A 21346-nucleotide genomic window follows, 5' to 3' on the forward strand; every position below is an offset into this window, starting at 1 on the left:
AGCTCATGATTATCATAGCCGGCTATACCCGGACCGACGCTGAGAAGCGGGACGGCTCCGTGGAAGCCTTCAAGAGTATGGTCGAACGCGCGAGAGCCTATGACGGCTGTGTCGACTTCTCGATAAGCGCGGACGCGGTCGATCCGGAGCGCGTCAATCTCTTCGAGTGCTGGCGCGATCAGGCCACGCTAGACGCCTGGCGCAAGGTCGCGAGGGGAGGTCCGCGCGGAAAACCCCGGGAGGTGGCCGTAAGCCTTTATCGCACCAACAAGTCCGAAAAGCCTTTCTAGGCCCTGATCTCAAGAGGTAAAAAGATGACCACCGATAGCGAAACTACCCGCGAAATCGTGAAACGCTTCCATAACGCGTTTGAGAAGCACCGCCCGGAAGACCTCGATGATCTGATTGGTGAGGGCTGCGTCCTTGAGAACACGTCGCCCGCACCGGATGGCGCACGCTACGTAGGGCGTGAAGCTTGCCTCGACTTCTGGAAGGGGATTGCATCCTCTGCGAACCTCGTCTTCGAAGCCGAGGAGATTTGGGCCAGCGAGGATCGGGGGATCATCCGATGGCGGCTTCGTTGGGGCGATAGCCCGGCGGACCGGGTTCGAGGGGTAAACATCATGCGCGTTCGGGACGGAAAGATCGTTGAAGGTCGAGGATACGTAAAGGGATAAAGCATCGGGGCCGAAGTCAGCGCGCCGGATCGTAGTTGGAAAGGGCGGCTTTCGCTGGCTACTCGGGAGCGGACTGTCCGCCATCGGGCCGGGTGGCGGCACTCCGAACGGCGACAATGAAGGTCGCTTGCCGAACGGCAGCTATCGGCTGGGCATTTTCCAGGACCGGACAGTCTGCAGTCGGCCCCATTTTGGTCATCGCCAACCATGTTCGAGATGACCGCTTTTGGCGCATTCCGGTGGAGCTTCTGCGGTCCCGACTGGACATTAGTCTGTTTTGGACAGCAATCGACCCATGCAAACCAAGACTTTCCGGCACCAAAATCCACAAGGGTTCAAGTGGGACATCGCAATTGGCTTACGGTGTCACTTCTCCCTCAGCCGACACCTGCATTGTAGTTGCACCCGACGCTTCGCGTTCGTGACGTCTCTTGCGGGGGGCCGCAAATATTGCAACATTGTTCACATGTCCAAGTTGCCGAACACCCGAGCGCTCGCGCCCCGTCGCCACGAAGAAATATTGAGGCGCGTCGTTTCCGAAGGTTCGGTGAGCATTGCCGAGCTTGCCGCCTATTTCGACGTCTCGCGCGAAACGATCCGCCGGGACATGAAGTTGCTCGCCGATCGCGGCCAGCTCGATGTCGTGCATGGGGGCGCCACGCTGTTCGAAGCGACCGAGCCGGCGCTGGTCCTGCGAAGCGGGGAAAACGCCGCCGCGAAGGCAGCGATTGGCCGGAGGGCGGCCGAATTGGTGAAGGACGGCATGGTCGTCTTTCTCGACTCCGGCACGACGACACTCGCCGTCGCGCACGCATTGAGCGGTCCGCGTGATCTGACCATCTGCACCACCGGCCTCGCCATCGCGCTGCACATGTGCCGCCAGCCGCAAGTCCGGGTGCATATGCTGGGTGGCGAGATCGATCCTGCCGAGGAGGCGGCAGTGGGCCTCGACGCGCTGGAGGCAATAGGACGCTTCCGAGTGGACATCGCCTTTCTCGGCGGGGGAGGGCTTTCTCCTGACGGCGAGGTTACCGACTTCACCCGCAACGGCGCCGAGCAGCGCTCTCGGATGATCGCCATGGCGGGCAAGGCCTACTTCGTCCTCGACAGTTCGAAATTCGGGCGGCTGACTCCCCTTCGAATACCCGGGTTCCATCAGGCGACCGGTGTGATCGTGGATAGGCAGCCGCCCCCGACGATCTCGGAAGCACTCGAGCGAAAAGGCCCGCGCGTCATCGTCGCCACCGCGTAATGTTGCATTTTGTTGCATTATTGTTGCTTTTTGTGAATCCCTGGCTATGCTGACTCCAGTCCATTGGGAGGTTGGTTCATGGCGCAGGAATTTCCAACACAGGCGCGGGTCGTCATCATCGGCGGCGGCATCATAGGCTGCTCGGTCGCCTATCATCTCACAAAGCTCGGCTGGACCGACGTGGTCCTGCTGGAGCAGGGGCAACTCAGCGGCGGAACCACCTGGCACGCGGCCGGCCTTGTCGGGCAGTTGCGCAGCCATGCCAACATGACCGGCCTCATCCGATATTCGACGCAGCTCTACAGCGAGCTGGAGGCGGAGACGGGCCTTGCGACGGGCTGGAAGAATTGCGGCTCGCTCGCCGTGGCGCGCACGACCGATCGCATGACCGTGCTGAAGCGGACCGCAGCATCGGCGCGGGCGCAAGGGGTTGCCGTCGAGGTGATCTCACCGCGGGAAGCCGCCGATCTCTGGCCGGTGATGGCGATGGACGATCTCGTAGGAGCCGTCTGGCTTCCCGGAGACGGCAAGGCCGATCCGACGGACCTCACCCAGTCGCTGGCGAAGGGGGCGCGCAACCGCGGCGCCCGCATTATCGAGCGCGTGCGCGTGACGGGCATCACGGTTAAGGACGGGACGGTCCGTGGCGTCGAGACCGATGGGGGGAATATCGCCGCTGAAATCGTCGTCAATTGCGCCGGCCAGTGGGCGCGCAAGGTCGGGCTGATGTGCGGCGTGACGGTCCCTCTGCACTCGGCCGAGCACATGTATATCGTCACCGGAAAGATCGAGGGGGTGCATCCCGACCTGCCGGTGCTGCGCGACCCGGACGGCTACATCTATTTCAAGGAGGAAGTCGGCGGTCTCGTCATGGGCGGCTTCGAACCGGAAGCCAAGCCCTGGGGCATGAACGGCATTCCGGACGATTTCGAATTCGCCTTGCTTGCGGATGACTGGGACCAGTTCGAGATCCTGATGCAGAACGCGCTGGTGCGCGTGCCGCAGCTCGAAACGGCCGAGGTCAAAAAATTCTACAATGGCCCGGAGAGCTTCACGCCGGACAATAATTTCATTCTCGGCGAGCCACCGGAACTGCGGAATTTCTATGTAGGCGCCGGGTTCAATTCCATGGGCATCGCCAGCGCCGGCGGCGCCGGGCGGGCTCTTGCCGAGTGGATCGTCAACGGTACGCCGACAATGGATCTCTGGCCGGTCGACATTCGCCGCTTCGCGAGCTTCAACAACAATCCGCGCTGGCTGCACGACCGGGTGAAGGAAACGCTCGGACTGCACTATGCCATGCCATGGCCCAACCGCGAGCTGCACACAGCGCGACCCTTCCGGCGCTCGCCGCTCTACGACCGGCTTGCCTCCAAGGGTGCATGCTTCGGCTCGAAGATGGGCTGGGAGCGCGCGAACTGGTTTGCCGAAGCAGGCCAAATACCGGAAACGGACTATGCCTTCGGTCGGCAGAACTGGCATGAGGCGGTAAAGCGAGAGATGAACGCAGCGCGACAAGCTGCTGGGATATTTGATCAAACTTCATTTGCCAAATTTCTCGTGCAGGGGCCCGACGCAGCGAAGGCGCTCAACCGCATCTGCGCCGCGGACGTCGATGTCGAGGTCGGCCGGTCGGTCTATACGGGCATGCTCAACGAACGGGGCGGCTATGAAAGCGACCTGACGGTGATGCGGCTCGCCGTCGACCGGTTCCTCATCGTCACCGGATCCGCGCAGGCGGTGCACGACGCCGACTGGATCCGCAGGAACACCTCACCGGACGCCCACGTCACCCTCACCGACGTGACCTCGGCTTACGCGGTGCTGGCCCTGATGGGACCGAACGCACGCGACATACTCGGGCGGATCACGTCCGCCGACCTCTCGAATGCAGGCTTTCCCTTTGCGACCATCCGCGAGATCGACATCGGCTATGGGACGGCCTACGCCAACCGAATGACCTATGTCGGCGAACTCGGCTGGGAACTGATCGTGCCCAGTGAATTTGCCGTGGGCGTTTACGAGGCATTGCACCAGGCGGGGCGCGATCTCGGGCTCGTCGATTGCGGCTATTACGCTCTCGAGGCGCTCCGTATCGAGAAAGGCTTTCGCGCCTGGAGCCGCGAACTGACGCCTGACATCAATCCCCACGAAGCGGGGCTCGCCTTCGCCGTATCGTTCGACAAGCCGGGCGGATTCATCGGCCGCGAGGCTTTGATCCGGGCAAAGCAGGTCGGCGCCCCCGTCAGACGCATCGTGCAGTTCACCTTGGATGATCCCGAGCCGATGCTTTGGGGCGGGGAACTCATCCTGCGTGACGGCAAACCTGTCGGCGAAGTCCGCTCAGCCGCCTATGGCCACACGCTTGGACGTTCCGTTGCGCTCGGCCTCATAGAACATGGAGAAGGGGTCGACCGCGAGTTCATCGCAAGCGGGAGTTTCGAGATCGACCTTGCCGGTGAGCGTCACCCGGCGACCGCTCACCTGAAGTGCCCCTACGATCCGAAGTCAGAACGCGTGCGGGCGGATGCCGGGGAGCCGCGAGCCGCCGCCTGAAGCGGGCAGCTCCATTCACCTCTCCGCCAGCGAACGGGCAATTTCGAAGAAGGCGCGCACGAGCTTTCCGCCGCTGCGCTCCTTCAGGCAGATCAATGCCTCGTCCATCAGCATTTCGGCGCCGACGATCTCGATCGGCGCGAGACGTCCATCCCGGCCGAATTCCGCGGCTGAGACGAAGCCCACCCCGGCACCGGCCGCGACGATCTCCCGCACGGCCTCGCGGCCCTCCGCTTCGATGGCCGGCTTCAGGGTGACGCCTGCGGCGGCCGCGAAATCCTCGAGCTTCTGCCGCGTCTTCGAACCGCGTTCCCGCATCACCAGCGGCTGGCCCGAGAGTTCCTCGAGGCTGACGGTGCTTCGCCGGGCGATCGGATGTTCGCTCGACGCGAAAGCGATGATCGGCGTCGAGTTCAGCTTGACGATGTCGAACTCACGGCTCTCGGGAACCTCGCCGAGCACGCCGATGTCGGCCTCGTAGGAATAGAGGCTGGTGATGACCGTTTCCGTGTTGCCGGCCCTGAGCGAGATCTGAACCGACGGATATTTCTGACGAAAGGCCGCAAGGATGTGAAGCAGATGGTGGGCGGCGTCGGCGACGATGCGAAGCGTGCCGGCCCGCAATGCGCGCGATTCCGATAGCAGATCGAGCGCCTGCTGCTCGGTGTCGAACATGCGTCGGGTGATCTCCAACAGCTGGTGACCGGCCTGGGTGAGCGTCACCTGCTTCTTGTTCCGGTTGAAGAGGAGCACGTCATATTCCTCTTCCAGTTTGCGGACCTGATCAGACACGGCCGGCTGCGTGAGGAACAGCGCCTCTGCTGCACGGGAGAAGCCTCCACAAACCGCAACATTGTGGAACGCGCGAAGCTGGACGTACCGCATGGCCTCTCCCAATCATAAGCTGACCTGATCAAACGATAGAAACGAACGATTTGATTTATGTAAAGGGAAAAGTGACGGTCTTCGGATCGATATTCCGGAGAGATTGAAGATGGCTCTCGTTACTCTCTCGCTGCATCTGGCCGGCGCGACCGTGCTGCTGCTCTACGCGGTGCATCTCGTCCGCAGCGGCGTCGAGAACGCCTATGGCACGTCGTTGAAGCGTGTGCTGGCGAGGGGAGGGAAGCGCCGCATCTACGCCGCCGCAAGCGGCACGGTCCTTGCGGTCCTGCTGCAGAGCTCGACCGCCGTGGCGATGCTCGCCTCCGGTCTTTCGGCAAGCGGCTATCTTACGCTGAACACCAGCCTTGCCGTTCTGCTGGGAGCGGATTTCGGCTCGGCGCTGGTGGTTCGCGTTCTCTCCTTCGACCTGGGCTGGCTGTCGCCGCTCCTGCTTGCGGCCGGCGGACTGCTTTACCTGAAGGGCAGAAGCGACAAGCCCCGCGAGCTCGGCCGCATGCTGCTCGGCATCGGCTTCGTCCTCATGTCGCTGAAGCTGATCGGCGAGGCGACCTTGCCGTTGAAACAGAGCGACGTGTTGCCCGCCATCGTCGGCTATCTCGCGGAGGACCATGTGACGGCCTTCGCGGCGGCGATGCTCTTCACCTGGATCGTGCATTCGAGCGTCGCGGTCCTGATCCTCATCCTGGGTTTCGCCGCACAGGGGCTTCTGCCCGTCGAGGCAGGCCTGCCGCTGATTCTCGGCGCCAATCTCGGCAGCGGGTTGATTGCCATGTGGCTGACGCGCGGGTTTTCAGCCGAGGCGCGGCGCGTCGCGGCCGGCAATCTCCTCTTCCGGGCCTCCGGCGCCTTGATTGCCTTGCCGGCGATCGGCCCCTTGTCGGCAGAACTTCGACATCTTGGCGCAACTCCGGCGGAGCAGCTCGTCCATTTTCATCTGGCCTTCAACGCCTGCCTCGCGATCTTTTGCCTGCCGCTTTCGCAGCTTGCCGCCGGCGCCGTTACTTCTCTCATCAAATCGGATCTCAAGAGCTCCGAAGACGGCGACACGCTTGCCCGGAGAATCAGCGCGCTGGACCGGACTCTGCTCGACAGCCCCGACACGGCCCTCGCCGCCGCGACGCGCGAGGTGCTGTTCATGGGCGAGGTGGTCGAGCGGATGCTCTGTCCGGTGATGGAGCTCCTGGAGCATCCGAGCCCGGCGAAGATCGAGGAAATCCGCCGGCTCGACGGATATGTCAATCGCGCCCACCGCGACATCAAGCTCTATCTCGCAGCAATCCATCGCGGCGTGCTCGATGAGCGTCAGTCGCGGCGGGGTGTAGAACTCATCGACATCGCCATCAATCTCGAACATGCCGGCGACATCGTGTCCAAGACCCTGGTCGAAATCGCCCGCGACAAGCTGGAGAACGGCAACAAGTTCTCCGACGAGGGCTGGACCGAGCTCAAGGTGCTTCACGCCAGCGTGCGCGACAACATGCGTCTCGCTTTCAACCTGCTGGTGTCGGACGACCCGGCGATGGCGCGAAAGCTCGTTCGGGAGAAGGAGCGGGTACGCGCGCTCGTACGGGAAAGTCACGAACGGCATCTGGCGCGATTGCGGGCAGGGCGCCCGGAAAGCGTCGAGTCCAGCAACATGCACCTCGAAGTCGCACGGGCGCTCAAGGAGGTGAACTCCCTTCTCGCCACACTCGCCTATCCAATCCTGAAACAGCGAGGGGATCTGCTCGAGAGCCGTCTTGCGCTTGTGAAAGGATGATAAGCCAAATCTATGAATGGATATGAAATATCGATTTTACAGATACATATGGGATCGCCATCCTCGCCCATGTCCCGGCAGTTCTCAAAGGAGAGAAACGAGATGCCCGCAGATGCAAAGACGAATGAAGTTCTCGAAGCGCCGAGATTGGGCGAGCCGTACCTGCTGACGCCTGGGCCGTTGACCACCGCCTTTTCCGTAAAGGAGGCGATGCTGCGCGACTGGGGGTCCTGGGACGGCGACTTCCGGGGCATGACGGCCGAGCTGCGTCGCGAACTGCTTGCTATTGCGGGAGACGAAAGCGGCGAATACGACTGCGTCCCCATGCAGGGGAGCGGCTCCTTCTCGGTGGAAGCCATGCTCGGCAGCTTCATTCCTCGCGACGGCAAGGTTCTGGTGCTGATGAACGGGGCCTACGGTCAGCGCATCGGCCAGACGCTCAAATATCTCGGCCGCACGCATGTCTCGATCGACAAGGGCGACTATATGCCCCCGCGCGGCAGCGAGGTGGCGGCCGCTCTCGACGCAGATCCGGCAATCACCCATGTCGTGGTCGTCCATTGCGAGACGAGCTCGGGCATTCTCAATCCTCTCAAGGAAATTTCCGAGGCAGTCTACAGCCGCGGCCGCAAGCTGCTGGTCGACAGCATGAGCGCCTTCGGCGCTGTGCCCGCCGGTGTCGATGACTTCCGCTACGAGGCGATCGTTTCCTCCGCCAACAAATGCATCGAAGGCGTTCCGGGTTTCGGGTTCGTCATCGCGCGCAAGTCGGAACTGGAGGCTGCGAAGGATCGCAGCCATTCCTTGACTCTCGACGTCCATGCGCAATGGGCCTACATGAACAAGACGGGACAATGGCGCTTTACTCCGCCGACCCATGTCGTCGCCGCCTTTCTCGAGGCGCTGCGGCTGCATCGCAAGGAAGGCGGCGTTGCCGGACGCGGCGCGCGCTACGCGAACAACCGCGACGTCATGGTCGCCGGCATGCGCCAGCTCGGCTTCGAGACACTGCTAGGCGACGAGTGGCTCTCGCCGATTATCGTGACCTTCTTCAGCCCCGCCCATCCGAACTTCAATTTCGAGCGCTTCTACGAATTGATGAAGGCGAGGGGCTTCATCATCTATCCCGGCAAGCTCACCGTCGTCGACAGCTTCCGGATCGGCTGCATCGGCCAGATGGACGCGCAGGTGATGGAAAAGGTGGTTGCCGCCGCCGCCGAGAGCCTTGCGCAAATGGGCGTCGACACCGCCACCCCACCGGCGCTCGCGCTCGCCGAGCGCGCCCGCCTCGCCGCCTGACCGATCCCCCTTCCAGGAGTACAACAGATGAACCAGATGTCCAAGATTTCGGTGACGGTCAATGGCCGCCGCTATCCATGGCCCCGCGTGCCAGCAATTGCGATCTGCCTCGACGGATGCGAGCCCGCCTATCTCGATGCAGCGATCGACGCCGGGCTGATGCCCGCGCTGAAGCGCATCAAGGAACGGGGAGCCGTGCGGTTGGCGCACAGCGTCATCCCGAGTTTTACCAATCCCAACAATCTCTCGATCGCAACCGGCAGCCCGCCGGCGGTCCACGGGATTTGCGGGAACTACCTCTATGAGCCGTCGACGGGCGAAGAGGTGATGATGAACGATCCGAAGTTCCTGCGCGCGCCCACCATTTTCCAGGCCTTCTATGATGCAGGTGCCCGGGTCGCGGTCGTCACGGCGAAGGACAAGCTGCGGGCGCTGCTGGGAAAAGGGCTCCGTTTCGACGAAGAGCGCGCCGTCTGCTTCTCGTCCGAAAAATCGGACAAGGCGACCCGCGCGGAGCACGGGATCGACAATGCTTCCGCCTGGCTCGGCCGGCCGGTTCCCGAGGTCTATTCGGCAGCACTTTCGGAATTCGTCTTCGCTGCGGGCGTCAAGCTGCTCAGGGAGTTTCGCCCCGACATCATGTATCTGACGACGACCGACTATGTTCAGCATAAATATGCCCCCGGCGTTCCCGAAGCCAATTCCTTCTACGAAATGTTCGACCGGTATCTCGCCGAACTGGACGGGCTCGGAGCAGCCATCGTCGTCACTGCCGATCACGGCATGAAGCCGAAGCACAAGGCGGACGGCTCACCCGACGTCATCTATGTTCAGGACCTGCTCGACGAATGGCTCGGCAAGGATGCGGCCCGCGTCATCCTGCCGATCACCGACCCCTATGTCGTGCATCACGGCGCGCTCGGGTCCTTTGCCACCGCCTATCTTCCGGACGGATGCGACCGCGGCGAGATCATGGCAAGGCTGAAAGCGATCCAAGGCATCGACGTCGTGCTCGACCGCTCGGAGGCGTGCCGGCGCTTCGAGCTGCCGGAAGACCGCATCGGCGACATCGTCCTCGTTTCATCCGAAAACAAGACGCTCGGCACCAGCGAGCACCGGCACGACCTGGCCGCACTCGACGAACCGTTGCGCTCCCATGGAGGGCTGACCGAGCAGGAGGTTCCCTTCATCGTCAACCGCGGGCTGCCCGAACTCCCGAACGCGCCCCGTCTTCGCAACTTCGATGCGTTTTTCTACGCGGTCACGGCGGCGGCCGAGGCCGGTGCGGAGGGCGCGCTATGACGAAGGCGGAGGTCACAATCGCAGTGCGCCACGAACCGATGCGCATAGCCGGGCGCCTTATCGACACGGACGATCGCATAGAAGTCCGCTATCCCTGGAACGACACTGTCGTCGGCACCGTACCCGCCGGCCGCGCCGAACACGCAAGAGAAGCCTTTGCGATCGCGGCCGTCTATCAGCCGAAGCTCACGCGCTACGAGCGGCAGAAAATCCTGCTGGCGACCGCCGAGGCGCTGGCCGCCCGCAAGGAGGAGATTTCCGACGTCATCACGCTGGAACTCGGCATCTCGAAGGCTGACTCGCTCTATGAAGTCGGGCGCGCCTTCGACGTCTTTACGCTTGCTGGCCAGATGTGCATCCGCGACGACGGCGAGATCTTCTCCTGCGACCTCACGCCCCACGGGAAGGCGCGCAAGATTTTTACGATGCGCGAACCCCTGACCGCAATTTCGGCGATCACCCCGTTCAATCACCCGTTGAACATGGTGGCGCACAAGGTCGCGCCGGCGATTGCGACCAATAACTGCGTGGTGGTGAAGCCGACCGAGCTCACGCCGATGACGGCGCTGCTGCTCGCCGACATTCTTTACGAGGCCGGTCTGCCGCCGGAAATGCTTTCCGTCGTCACCGGTTGGCCCGCCGATATCGGCATGGAAATGATCACCAATCCGCATGTCGATCTCGTCACCTTCACGGGCAGCGTTCCTGTCGGGAAATTGATCGCCGCCAACGCGCACTACAAGCGCCAGGTACTCGAACTCGGCGGCAACGACCCGTTGATCATCCTCAACGACCTGTCCGACGACGACCTCGCCAGGGCGGCCGAGCTTGCGGTCGCCGGAGCCACGAAGAATTCCGGCCAGCGCTGCACGGCGGTCAAACGCATTCTCTGCCAGGAGAGCGTCGCGGACCGTTTCGTGCCGATGGTTCTCGAACGGGCGAAGCGCTTGCGTTTCGGGGATCCGATGGACCGCTCTACCGATCTCGGGACCGTCATTCACGAAAAGGCGGCGGCACTTTTCGAAGAGAGAGTGATGCGTGCGGCGGAGGCGGGAGCCGACATTCTCTACCATCCCGGGAGAAGTGGCGCGCTCCTGCCGCCGATCGTCGTCGATCGGGTGCCGCACCAGTCGGACCTCGTGCTGGAGGAGACCTTCGGTCCCATCATACCGATCGTGCGGGTTCCCGACGACGACGAGGCAACGATCGCCCTGTCGAACTCCACGGCCTTCGGCCTCTCCTCCGGCGTCTGCACCAATGATTACCGCCGGATGCAGAAATACATAGCCGGTCTGAAGGTCGGAACGGTCAACATATGGGAAGTGCCCGGCTATCGGATTGAAATGTCGCCCTTCGGCGGCATCAAGGACTCCGGAAACGGCTACAAGGAAGGCGTGATCGAGGCGATGAAAAGCTTCACCAACGTCAAGACCTTCTCGCTGCCCTGGCCGTAAGACAGTCTGCCCCCAAGTAGCAGCGGAAGGAGCGGCCCGATGGCCGCTCTTTCCATTTCGAGAACCTACGGGAAGTTATATAAGCTGAGACAATACTTATATAAAATAAATAGATTTTACTTATCGATCCATCCCCCGCAGATTTCCCAGGCAGGGCGGATTTCCAGGCGCGCAAGTCGCCGATACCGCCACAAGAGCTTGCCAATTCGAATGCCAACAAAAAGGGGAATTAGCATGCCGTTTTCAAAGATTTTCCTGGGCGCAGCGACTGCCCTCATCCTCACATCTTCCGCCTATGCCGAGACGGAGCTCACCGTCTACACGTCCATCGAAGCGGTCGACCTCGACCGTTACAAGGAGACATTCGAAAAGGCCCACCCCGACATCAAGATGGCGGCATCAGGCGAAACCGTCATCGGCGTATCCTTCGAATTCCCGGGTGCCAAGGCCAAGACGTCGGGCGCGCCCATCGACATCATCTTTCCTTCCGAAGGATCGGGCTGGGAAGCCGAGGCCACGGCGATCATCGCCGGGACGGCCAATCTCGAGGCAGCGAAAACGCTGGTCGACTGGTCGGTCAGCAAGGAAGCCAACGAGATGTACAATGTCGGCTATGCCGTCGTGGCTTATCCCGGCGTCGCCAAGCCGATCGAAAATCTTCCCGACAACGTCGCCGACAAGATGATCGAGAACGACTTCGAGTGGGCCGCAAACAATCGCGCTCGCATTCTGAAGGAATGGCAGAAGCGCTACGACGCGAAATCCGAGCCCAAGTCCTGATCCGCATGCATCTCACGGGAACGTTCGGCGCTTAGCCAGGGGCGTTCCCGTCAAGCCTCATCGAATGCCTATTGCTCAGGAGCTTGCGGATGAAACATGCAACAGCCCCCGCGGAGCCGGCCATGCCCGCCTCCGCTACCCGTCAGATCGAAAGACGGCCATTCCTCGAAATCGGCGGCCTCTGGAAGGCCTATGGCGATTTCGTCGCGCTGCGCGACATCGACCTTCAGGTGAAGGAGGGCGAATTCATCTGTTTCCTCGGACCTTCCGGCTGCGGAAAGACCACGCTTCTGAGGGCCATCGCCGGCCTCGACATCCAGTCGCGGGGCACCATTTGGCAAGGCGGGCAGGATATTTCCAGGCTGCCGCCGGCGCAGCGGGACTATGGTATCGTCTTTCAGTCCTATGCGCTCTTCCCGAATCTGACCATCGAGAAGAACATCGCCTTCGGGCTCGAGAATATCGGCCGCCCGCGGCACGAAATCGCCTCACGCGTCGCTGAGCTTCTGGAACTCGTCGGCTTGGGCAGCCAGGGCCGGAAGTATCCGGCCCAGCTATCCGGCGGACAGCAGCAGCGCGTGGCACTTGCCCGCGCCATGGCGATCTCGCCGGGCCTGCTGCTTCTCGATGAGCCTCTGTCGGCGCTCGACGCCAAGGTGCGCGTGCATCTGAGACACGAGATCAAGGAGCTGCAGCGCAAGCTCGGCGTCACCACGATCATGGTCACGCACGATCAGGAAGAGGCGCTCTCCATGGCAGACCGGATCGTCGTCATGAATCATGGCGGCATCGAACAGGTCGGTACGCCAACCGAGATCTATCGCCACCCGAGGACACTCTTCGTCGCCGACTTCATCGGCGAGACCAACCAGTTCCCCGCAACGGTCGGGAAGGGCGCGCAAGTCGAAATCGGTCACACGCGATTTGCCTGTGCCGAGCATCGGTTACCGCCGGGTTCGGCGGTCGTAGCCGCTGTCCGTCCAGCCGATATCATCCCGCACGGCGCCGCCGCCCATCGGGCGACCGGGCTCGATGCCGTCGGCAATGCGGACAATCTCATCGACGCCCATGTGGAGGATATGGAGTTTCTCGGCATGTTCTGGCGCACACGGCTCTCAGCCCCGCGCCTGAAAGAGAAGGCGCTCGTCGCGGATTTCTCGACAAACGCGGTTCGCCGCCTGAGCATCGAGATCGGCAGCGCCATCCAGGTCGAAATCCCGCAGGAACGCCTGCTCCTTTTTGCAAAGGCCTGACGCGAATGACGCTTGCTGTCGATTTCCTTCCGCCCGGCCGAGCCGTTCGCCAGCAGATTTCCGGCGACGACAGGCTCAAACGCGCAGTCATGCTCGTCGTCGGCATCTATCTGGTCGTCGCTCTTGCACTACCGCTCTTCGTGATGCTGTCGAAATCGTTCTCCACCTACACGTTCGATCTCCGCCAGTTCGAGTTCCAAGTGAGCGACCAAAGCGGGCAGGTGTGGAGCGATGCCGTTACCGCTGCGGCGCTCAATGCCGCCGTCGCCGCCTTCCCGGAAAGCGAGCTCAAGGCCAGCGCCGATGGTCGGCTGCAGGCTGCGAAGCTCTTCTCGGATTTCAGCTTCCGCAGCCCGGTCAGATATCGCATCCGCGGCACGAGCGACGAGGCGCACTTTCTTGCCGGTTCGCAGCTGGTGCGCGGTACCGAGTGGCAGGAATATGACAGCAACAATTTCCGCAGGGTAATGCTGCGGCCCTCGCGCTCGATCGGAGTTTCCAACTTCGCCGAGTATTTCTCAACGCCTTCGCTCGTCCGTTCGATCAGGAATTCGGTGACGATGGCGCTGATCAGCACCGCAGTCACGCTCGTCGTCGCCTTCGGGCTCGCCTATGCCCTGAACAGGAGCCGGATGCCGGGGAAGGGGCTGTTCAAGCTCATCGTCACGATCCCGATCCTGGTTCCGTCTCTCTTGCCGGGCATCGCGCTCGTGTACCTGTTCGGAAATCAGGGCGTCTTTAAGGATCTGTTGTTCGGCCATTCGATCTATGGCCCGCTCGGAATCGTCGTGGGCTCGGTATTTTTCACGCTGCCGCACGCCTTTCTGATCATATCGACGGCTCTCTCGGTCGCCGATGCCCGTCACTACGAGGCGGCGACATCGCTTCGCGCAAGCAAGTGGCGGACCTTCTGGACGGTGACCGTGCCCGGTGCGCGGTACGGCCTGATCTCCGCGGCTTTCGTGGTCTTAACGCTGGTCATAACCGATTTCGGCCTGCCCAAGGTGATCGGCGGGCAATATGGCATGCTGGCCGTCGACATCTACAAGCAGGTGATCGGTCAGCAGAATTTCGAAATGGGCGCCGTCGTGTCGGTCATTCTGCTCGTTCCGGCCTTTCTGGCCTTCGTCGTCGATCGCATGACGCAGCGCCGGCAGGTGGCTTTGCTTTCCGCGCGCGCCGTCCCCTACGAGCCGAAGCCGCGGCGCGGTTTCGATGCGGCTTGTTTCGCATTCTGCTCTCTGGTCGCGGTCTTCGTCCTCGGGATGATCGGCATGTGCCAGGTTGCGGCGGTCGTGAAATTCTGGCCATACGACCTCAGCCCGTCGCTGCGCAACTATGCCTTCGACCTTATGGATGGCGGCGGCTGGGATGCCTATTACAATTCGATCCGGCTCGCTCTCATGACGGCTGTGATCGGCTCGCTGATCGTGTTCACCGGCGCCTACATGGTCGAAAAGACCAAGGGCTTCGGGCTCGGCCGGGCGACCTTTCATATGCTCGCAATGCTCCCGATGGCCGTGCCGGGCATGGTGCTGGGTCTTGCCTATATCTTCTTCTTCAACAATGCCGCAAACCCGCTTCACGGCATCTACGGCACGATGACCATTCTGGTGCTGTGCACGGTCACGCATTTCTACACCGTCGCCCATCTGACGGCGCTCACTGCGCTGAAGCAGTTGGATCCGGAGTTCGAGGCAGTGGCGGGTTCTCTGAAGATACCTTTCTACAAGCTCTTCTTCCGGGTCACACTGCCGGTTTGCCTTCCTGCCGTGCTGGAGATCGCGATCTATCTCTTCGTCAACGCCATGACGACGGTCTCGGCAGTCGTGTTCCTCTATGCCACGGACACCAAGCTCGCCTCTGTTGCCATCCTGAACATGGATGACGCGGGCGACATAGCGCCCGCGGCCGCGATGGGCATGATGATCTTCTACACCAATGTGGCGGCAAAACTTCTTCATGCGTTTGTATCGCGGCTTCTTCTTGCCCGCACACAGGGCTGGCGGCGTGTATCGCAGAGTGCAGCGGCCACCGCTCCGCACTGACCGCCGCGCCGGCTAAGGTGACGTCACCCCCGGCTTTGTGGGGGTGACAAGTCGACGTTTCCAATCTCATTATTTCAGGTGGGGCTGACGGGCAGGCGCACGCCAAGCGTGCGGGGTGGAAAATTGGCAGCTGCAGAACGGCAAAGCCGTAAATGCGCACAATCGTCAGAGAGGGAAGCTTAAGATGCCGAACCCTAGCCAGACCAGCGACAATTGGTGGATCAACGATCAGACGCCGGATAACCCTTATGGCAAGAGCGAGGACTATGAGTCCTTTCTCGACTACCTTGGGGCATTGCCCCGCAGTCTGACGCCGGAACTGGCTGCGGGAACGCTGAGGATCAACGTTTACGAGCTCAACGATCACCCCGAATACAAAGCCGCCGCGATCGGCGCGTTGCAGATGTGGGCGTCCGTCACCCCTCTAAAATTCGAGATCGTCGACGACGCACCGTTCGACAGCACGACGGACTGGATGGAGGTCGTCAGCCCCGAGCTCGGCGAGGAGGACGATGGCAGCGCCTATTCGAGCAACCGCTATGTCAGCATCGGGCAGCGTTTCCACGACACGGAACCCAATAAGACGGACATCGGCGGCTATGTCTTCGATTCCTTCATCCATGAGTTCGGCCATGAATTCGGACTGAACCATCCCGGACTTTACAATTACAGCGGTCCCGGCGGCGTGCAGATCAACTATCTGAACAATGCGACCTGGACTTATGATCGCCAGCAATACAGCGTAATGTCCTATTTCGACGGGATCGATGTCGGGGAAACCAGCCGCTGGTCTGCCTCGACGCCCCTCATGGCCGACATCGAGGCGGTCATCCGCCGCTTTTTCTCGACCGTGGACGAGAACGGAGTGCGCACTTATCAGCACATCGAGCTCAACACGGGGGACAACGTCTACGGCTTCGGGAGCACGCAATACGGCTATCAGTTGACCTCCTCGGGCATGCAGCATGACATCGGCTTTGCGATCCACGACACCGGCGGAACCGACACGATCGACTTCTCCGGCTCGACCGCGGGTACGATCCTCGACTTGCGTGCCGGTCAGTTCTCCAGCGTCAACGGTCACAGCAACAACGTGTCGATTTTCGCCGGCCACAATGCGGATGGGACTGATTATTACATCGAGAACGGCATCGGCAGCAGCTTCGACGACATACTGATCGGCAATGACGGCGCCAACACGCTCGATGGCCGCGGCGGTGGCGACCGCATGGCCGGCAATGGCGGCGACGATACTTACTTCGTCGATTCACTTGACGACATCGTTCGTGAGGAGGCCAACGGCGGCAACGACACCGTCATCCTCCTGTCCAGGAACCTGAAAATCAGGAAAATCGCCAACGTCGAAAACATCATCTATGCCGACGAGTCGACGACGCAGCCTGGCGGCGGCGGCGCGTCGCCGCCCAGCGTCGGCGACAACACGATGACAAGCATCATTTTCGGCGGCAGCGGAAACGATACCCTCGACGGAGGCGCCGGCGACGACACGATCTTTGGTCAGGGAGGTGACGACCTGATTATCGGGGGCCGCGACTCGCTTGCCAGCCGCGACATCAACAATACGATCGACGTCGAAGACCTCGAAGACCAGACCGAGAGCGATGACGGCAACGATACGCTCTACGGCGGGGCCGGCAACGACACGATCCTCGGCGGCCAGGGCAATGACATTCTCGACGGCGGCGCCGGCGACGATACGCTAACCGGCCAGGACGGAGTCGATATATTCAGGGGCGGCGCGGGGATCGATACCGTCGATTTCAGCAGGGAAAGTCCGTTTCAGCTGCTCGTCAATCTTGCCACGAACGTCGCCAGCGGCGGCACCGCCTCGGGCGACACTTTCTACAGCATCGAAAACCTGATCGGTTCCGATGACCGCATCGACCGCTTCATCGGCACATCCGCCGCAAATCACTTCTGGGGCCAGGGCGGCGGAGATTACTTCAATGGCGGCGGCGGCAACGACACCCTGGATGGCGGCAACGATGGCGACATCCTGTATGGCGAGGCCGGCAATGATACGATCATCGGCGGCGCCGGTCAGGACTATCTGGATGGTGGTTCCGGTATCGACACGGTCGTCTATGCGGGTAGCCCTGACGGCGTCACCATCGATCTTGCCAATGGCACTGCCAGCGGCGGCGACGGTGATGGGCCGGTGCAGATCGTCGGGCGAGGCGCGGTTATCCGGCACGATATGCTGGTCGGGTTCGAAAATGCCGTCGGCTCGTCCTTTGACGATCATCTCATCGGCAATGCGCAGGCCAACGATCTCGCCGGCGGTGCTGGCGACGACACGCTGACCGGCGGCGGCGGCGCCGACAGATTGAACGGCGGCGCCGGCAGAGACACGGCAGACTACGCCGATGCGGCGAGCGGCGTCAGGCTCAGTCTCACTGGAGGCAGGTCCGGCGGAGACACGTATATCTCCATCGAGAATCTCGCAGGATCGGGGTTCAATGACCGGCTGACCGGCAATGGTGCGGCCAACGTGTTGACCGGCCAGGGCGGCAACGACACGATCGACGGCGGCCGCGGCGACGACACCCTGCTCGGCGATTTTGCCTATCAGGGGGACGCGCCGCCACGCCCGGGTATGGGAACCGGCTACGCGACGCTCGGACCGGACGCGACGAACAATTCGATCGCGGCCGCGTTCGACATCTCCGACAACTTCTCCCTGACCAGCGACCCCGATATCTTCGACTCGACCACCGTCCTTCATACGACCGTCAACGCCACCGGCAACGGCCAGGGCGGATACTACAAGATCGATCTGGCGGCCGGTACGGTGATTACGATCGACATCGACGGAATCGCCGATCCGAACGTCCATGACAGTTGGGTCAGGCTGCTCGACAGCGCCGGCAACATCGTCGCTCAGAACGATGACGGCGGCGGCGATCCGGGCTCTGCCAGCAACCGGGATTCGAGCCTGGTATTCGTGGCTCAGGAGACCGGAACCTATTACATACTGGAAGGCAGCTGGTCGCCCACGGCGCCGGGCGACGGCTGGGCAGAAGCCGTGCCGGCAGGCTCGTCATACGAGCTCAATGTGTCGGTCGAGTTCCCTCCGGCTCCGGCCCAGCCGGGCGTCGCGGGATCGGACACCCTGATCGGCGGCGCAGGCAGCGATCTGCTGGATGGCGGACTGGCGGCCGACATGCTCGCCGGCGGCGCGGGAGAGGATACATTCCGCTTCTCGACGGCGCTTGGGAACGGCAATTTCGACTGGATCAAGGACTTCGATGTCATCGACGACACGATCCTGCTGGACAACCTCGTTTTCGAAAGCGTGGGTGGCGAAGGCACTCTCGCCTTGGGCGCATTTTACGGAAGCGCGGGAGGTGTCGCCCATGACGCAGACGACCGCATCATATACGACACGGACAGCGGCGCCTTGTCCTATGACGCCGATGGCGGTGGAGACGTTGCAGCCATTCAGTTTGCGCAGCTGAGCACAAATCTGAGGCTTTCGGCCTCCGACTTCATTATCATCTGACGCACGGATGGGGCGCCTCAGGCGCCCCATCCGCAGCGCCGCGTTTCGCGGGGCTTCCAGGGAGAGTGTGTGATGAAGCGCCCTACCGACCGCCGTACGGTACTCTTGACCGTCGGAGCTGCCGCCGTCGTCGCCGTCGCCGGGCCGGTCGCCGCGCAATCGACGGATATCCGCGGTGCAGTCACCTTCGAGGGCAGCGCGGTCATCCCGGAAGGTCATCTCGAGATTTATCTCGACGACCCTGCCATTCAGGACGAGACGCGGCGTCGCGCCACGCAAACGCGCATCAAAAGCGACGGAAAATCGAAGTCGATAGCATTTTCCTTGCCGTCGCCTGCAAGCGCGACCGCTTCTCCGACGCGGCGGATCGTGGCGCGTCTGGAGCGTGCGGACGGCTGGCTGATTGCGCGCGGCAGCACACGGCTGGAGGCGGGCTCGCCTGTATACGTCACACTCAATGCAGTCATTTATTGAAGGCTGGCAGCAGTCTCCGACGGCGCCGGTCTGATCGGTCAAGCGGGAGCGTCATTCCCGTCAGATACAGTTTTCACTCGCTGGACTCCGTCGAGCGCACGCCGCAAGCGCGTGGTGGCGACTCGACCGAGCATGATGGGCGCAAGGGACCGCCCGAGCGACAGGAGCGAGCGCCCTTTGTCGTGCGTTCTCACGCGTACCACCCGATCCAGATTTATCATCAGGGAGCGGCTGACGCGGAAGAATGGCGGCGTCGGAAGGTCTGCGCCGCATTGGCCGAGCAGCCGGCACACCAGATAGTCCCGCCCATCCGCCATCACGATGCGCGTGAAGTCCGCTTCGGCGGCGAGCATGGCGATCCCGTCGGTCGGCAGGACGACCGTTTGGCCCGCCATCCTGATGTGCAGGCGTCTCCTGTCGGGCGTGGCCCTGTCGGGCGTGGCTACCGGCGCTGTTGCCGTGTCCTCGATCTTGCCGTCAAGGTCGTGCGCGCGCCGATAGCGCCGCAGCCGGTCCAGGGTCAATGCAAGGCGTTGCCGCTCCACGGGCTTCAGCAGGAAATCCAGCGCTGCGACGTCGAACGCCTGCGGCGCGTAGGTGCCGTGTCCGGTCACGAAGACGATCGCCGGCACCTGATCGAGCCGCTTGATCAGGCCGAATCCGTTATCGTCGCCAAGATCGATGTCGAGGAAGATCGCATCTGGCCGCAGGGCATGCGTCAGTTGCTGCGCCTGGTCCAGCGAACCGGCTTCGCCGATGACTTCGACATCCGGGTGCGCTTGGATCAGACGTTTCAGCCCTCGCCGGGCCGGCGGCTCGTCGTCGACAACCATCACGCGAAGCATGCATTCCCCCTCAGCATCAGTCGCGCGATCACGTTGTCGCCGGCCTGGATCAGTGTCAATGCGTGACCGAGCGGATAGTGCAGTTCCAGCCGGCGGCGAATGTTGGCGAGACCGATGGCCGGGCGGTCACGTTCGCCCGCTTCCAGCCTGCCGGGATTGCTGATCTCGATGACGAGGTCGGCGTCTCGACGCTCCACGGTGATGCCGACCGCGAAACGGCTGGCCGACGAGCGCAGTCCGTGCTTCACGGCATTCTCCACCAGCGGCTGCAGAATGAGATGCGGCACGGCGATCGACCGGGCCGCGGGGTCCACCTCGACCACCAAATCGAGGCGGCCTTCGAACCGCAGCTCCTGGATACGGACGTAGGCGAGCATTGCTTCGATCTCGTCTGAGAGCGGACAGATGCGACGCGTCTGGTTTTCGAGCAAGTAGCGCAGATAGGCCGTGATCCGGTGGATCATCTCGAGGGCCGTGTCCGGCTCCTCGGGAATCTCCATCGCGACGGTGTTCAGCACGTTGAACAGGAAGTGCGAATCGAGTTGCAGGCGCAACTGGTGAAGCTCGGCCCGCAGCGCCTCCTCGCGGGCCCGGTGGCGCCGGATCCGTTGCTTTCTCGCGTCGGCATCCGCCTTGATCCAGAGATAGGCAAGAGACCATCCCAGAAAGATCAGGGTATAGTAGATCGCCGGGATCACCGAGCCGTTGGCGCCGTAGTCCGGATCGATGTTCGGCTGCAGGATGTCCTTTATTCCGTTGGCGATCAGCATCTGCAGCAGGCCACCGGCAATCGAGAGCGCCAGGGCGACCGCGACGACCGTCAGCGTGACGCCGCCGATCCGGTGGCGAAATACCCGGTAAGCAAGGGTGGTGAGCGCGAAGCCGAGCGGCTCGAGAACGGCGGTCAATGCAAACGCGAACGCCACGTCCTCGAATGCGAGAATACGGCTGACGACGGCAAACAGCGCGCCGAAGAGCCAGCCGGCCGTCTGCGCCCGCCAGAACGAACCGAGCGCACCCACCAGAACAGTGCCCGACCTGTCGAATTTTCGCGTCGTCCGGCTCCGCCCGGAGCTCGGATCCGCGATGTGGCCTCCACTCAGCTCGCGACGAGGATCGGGCTCGGCAATGACAACCATCGAAGCTGTAATTCCCTAATTGCCGTCATCCCCGGGCTGGATTGGTCTCTTCACCGAGTAGATCGACCGGTTCATCGAA

16 protein-coding genes are annotated in these 21346 nt (G+C 62.3%); 13 read left to right on the top strand and 3 right to left on the bottom strand.

Going from position 1 to position 21346, the window contains the following annotated elements; all coding sequences use genetic code 11:
* Positions 1-5 precede the first annotated feature (5 nt).
* The 4 genes from ACFHWW_RS28265 to ACFHWW_RS28280 all read left to right on the top strand — a co-directional run bounded on the left by ACFHWW_RS28265 (position 6) and on the right by ACFHWW_RS28280 (position 4485).
* Positions 6-290, top strand: a complete 285-nt coding sequence (locus tag ACFHWW_RS28265; protein WP_018098768.1) for a putative quinol monooxygenase — start codon at positions 6-8, stop codon at positions 288-290.
* Between the two features lie 24 nt (positions 291-314).
* Positions 315-677, top strand: coding sequence for a nuclear transport factor 2 family protein (locus ACFHWW_RS28270; RefSeq protein WP_379942414.1), 363 nt, complete (start codon positions 315-317; stop codon positions 675-677).
* 466 nt (positions 678-1143) lie between these two features.
* Positions 1144-1929: a DeoR/GlpR family DNA-binding transcription regulator gene (locus ACFHWW_RS28275; RefSeq protein WP_379942416.1), complete on the top strand. Its 786-nt coding sequence runs from the start codon at positions 1144-1146 to the stop codon at positions 1927-1929.
* A 78-nt stretch (positions 1930-2007) separates the two neighbouring features.
* Complete coding sequence (locus tag ACFHWW_RS28280) at positions 2008-4485, top strand: FAD-dependent oxidoreductase (protein WP_379942418.1); 2478 nt, start codon at positions 2008-2010, stop codon at positions 4483-4485.
* A gap of 15 nt (positions 4486-4500) precedes the next feature.
* On the opposite strand, the gene ACFHWW_RS28285 is transcribed toward ACFHWW_RS28280, so the two are convergent.
* Positions 4501-5370 carry a LysR family transcriptional regulator gene (locus ACFHWW_RS28285; RefSeq protein ID WP_018098764.1) on the bottom strand — a complete coding sequence of 290 codons (870 nt, stop codon included), beginning with the start codon at positions 5368-5370 and terminating at the stop codon, positions 4501-4503.
* A gap of 109 nt (positions 5371-5479) precedes the next feature.
* Here ACFHWW_RS28285 and ACFHWW_RS28290 point away from each other — a divergent pair, with 109 nt between their 5' ends.
* The 9 genes from ACFHWW_RS28290 to ACFHWW_RS28330 all read left to right on the top strand — a co-directional run bounded on the left by ACFHWW_RS28290 (position 5480) and on the right by ACFHWW_RS28330 (position 19283).
* On the top strand, positions 5480-7150 hold the full coding sequence (locus ACFHWW_RS28290) for a Na/Pi cotransporter family protein (protein ID WP_379942420.1): 1671 nt from the start codon (positions 5480-5482) through the stop codon (positions 7148-7150).
* Between the two features lie 102 nt (positions 7151-7252).
* Entirely contained in the window at positions 7253-8449 is a 1197-nt protein-coding gene (locus tag ACFHWW_RS28295) for a 2-aminoethylphosphonate--pyruvate transaminase (protein ID WP_379942422.1), read from the top strand.
* Positions 8450-8476: 27 nt separating this feature from the next.
* Positions 8477-9751: a phosphonoacetate hydrolase gene (gene phnA, locus ACFHWW_RS28300; protein WP_100670293.1), complete on the top strand. Its 1275-nt coding sequence runs from the start codon at positions 8477-8479 to the stop codon at positions 9749-9751.
* Entirely contained in the window at positions 9748-11205 is a 1458-nt protein-coding gene (gene phnY / locus ACFHWW_RS28305; protein WP_379942425.1) for a phosphonoacetaldehyde dehydrogenase, read from the top strand. Before phnA ends, phnY begins: the two co-directional genes overlap by 4 nt.
* A 234-nt stretch (positions 11206-11439) precedes the next feature.
* Positions 11440-11985, top strand: coding sequence for a hypothetical protein (locus ACFHWW_RS28310; protein ID WP_379942427.1), 546 nt, complete (start codon positions 11440-11442; stop codon positions 11983-11985).
* An 89-nt stretch (positions 11986-12074) separates the two neighbouring features.
* Positions 12075-13238, top strand: coding sequence for a putative 2-aminoethylphosphonate ABC transporter ATP-binding protein (locus tag ACFHWW_RS28315; RefSeq protein WP_379942429.1), 1164 nt, complete (start codon positions 12075-12077; stop codon positions 13236-13238).
* A gap of 5 nt (positions 13239-13243) precedes the next feature.
* Positions 13244-15286: a putative 2-aminoethylphosphonate ABC transporter permease subunit gene (locus ACFHWW_RS28320; protein WP_379942431.1), complete on the top strand. Its 2043-nt coding sequence runs from the start codon at positions 13244-13246 to the stop codon at positions 15284-15286.
* 184 nt (positions 15287-15470) lie between these two features.
* The gene (locus ACFHWW_RS28325; protein ID WP_379942433.1) at positions 15471-18809 is read left to right on the top strand and encodes a M10 family metallopeptidase C-terminal domain-containing protein; all 3339 of its coding nucleotides are present in this window, start codon (positions 15471-15473) and stop codon (positions 18807-18809) included.
* Positions 18810-18881: 72 nt separating this feature from the next.
* Entirely contained in the window at positions 18882-19283 is a 402-nt protein-coding gene (locus ACFHWW_RS28330; RefSeq protein ID WP_379942435.1) for a hypothetical protein, read from the top strand.
* Between the two features lie 38 nt (positions 19284-19321).
* Here ACFHWW_RS28330 and ACFHWW_RS28335 read toward each other — a convergent pair whose 3' ends face one another.
* Both ACFHWW_RS28335 and ACFHWW_RS28340 read right to left on the bottom strand, forming a co-directional pair.
* Positions 19322-20128, bottom strand: a complete 807-nt coding sequence (locus tag ACFHWW_RS28335) for a LytR/AlgR family response regulator transcription factor (protein WP_379942437.1) — start codon at positions 20126-20128, stop codon at positions 19322-19324.
* Positions 20116-21267 (bottom strand): sensor histidine kinase, encoded by a 1152-nt coding sequence (locus ACFHWW_RS28340; protein WP_379942439.1) that lies wholly within the window; start codon positions 21265-21267, stop codon positions 20116-20118. The genes ACFHWW_RS28335 and ACFHWW_RS28340 overlap by 13 nt, the downstream gene beginning before the upstream one ends.
* Positions 21268-21346 lie beyond the last annotated feature (79 nt).

Origin of the sequence: Sinorhizobium sp. P24N7 (assembly GCF_042436655.1) — a bacterium.
GTDB lineage: Bacteria > Pseudomonadota > Alphaproteobacteria > Rhizobiales > Rhizobiaceae > Sinorhizobium > Sinorhizobium meliloti_A.

Coding starts and splice junctions, on each gene's coding strand:
- ACFHWW_RS28265 (WP_018098768.1), top strand. CDS start 6: ATGATTATCATAGCCGGCTATACCCGGACCGACGCTGAGAAGCGGGAC.
- ACFHWW_RS28270 (WP_379942414.1), top strand. CDS start 315: ATGACCACCGATAGCGAAACTACCCGCGAAATCGTGAAACGCTTCCAT.
- ACFHWW_RS28275 (WP_379942416.1), top strand. CDS start 1,144: ATGTCCAAGTTGCCGAACACCCGAGCGCTCGCGCCCCGTCGCCACGAA.
- ACFHWW_RS28280 (WP_379942418.1), top strand. CDS start 2,008: ATGGCGCAGGAATTTCCAACACAGGCGCGGGTCGTCATCATCGGCGGC.
- ACFHWW_RS28285 (WP_018098764.1), bottom strand. CDS start 5,370: ATGCGGTACGTCCAGCTTCGCGCGTTCCACAATGTTGCGGTTTGTGGA.
- ACFHWW_RS28290 (WP_379942420.1), top strand. CDS start 5,480: ATGGCTCTCGTTACTCTCTCGCTGCATCTGGCCGGCGCGACCGTGCTG.
- ACFHWW_RS28295 (WP_379942422.1), top strand. CDS start 7,253: ATGCCCGCAGATGCAAAGACGAATGAAGTTCTCGAAGCGCCGAGATTG.
- phnA (WP_100670293.1), top strand. CDS start 8,477: ATGAACCAGATGTCCAAGATTTCGGTGACGGTCAATGGCCGCCGCTAT.
- phnY (WP_379942425.1), top strand. CDS start 9,748: ATGACGAAGGCGGAGGTCACAATCGCAGTGCGCCACGAACCGATGCGC.
- ACFHWW_RS28310 (WP_379942427.1), top strand. CDS start 11,440: ATGCCGTTTTCAAAGATTTTCCTGGGCGCAGCGACTGCCCTCATCCTC.
- ACFHWW_RS28315 (WP_379942429.1), top strand. CDS start 12,075: ATGAAACATGCAACAGCCCCCGCGGAGCCGGCCATGCCCGCCTCCGCT.
- ACFHWW_RS28320 (WP_379942431.1), top strand. CDS start 13,244: ATGACGCTTGCTGTCGATTTCCTTCCGCCCGGCCGAGCCGTTCGCCAG.
- ACFHWW_RS28325 (WP_379942433.1), top strand. CDS start 15,471: ATGCCGAACCCTAGCCAGACCAGCGACAATTGGTGGATCAACGATCAG.
- ACFHWW_RS28330 (WP_379942435.1), top strand. CDS start 18,882: ATGAAGCGCCCTACCGACCGCCGTACGGTACTCTTGACCGTCGGAGCT.
- ACFHWW_RS28335 (WP_379942437.1), bottom strand. CDS start 20,128: ATGCTTCGCGTGATGGTTGTCGACGACGAGCCGCCGGCCCGGCGAGGG.
- ACFHWW_RS28340 (WP_379942439.1), bottom strand. CDS start 21,267: ATGGTTGTCATTGCCGAGCCCGATCCTCGTCGCGAGCTGAGTGGAGGC.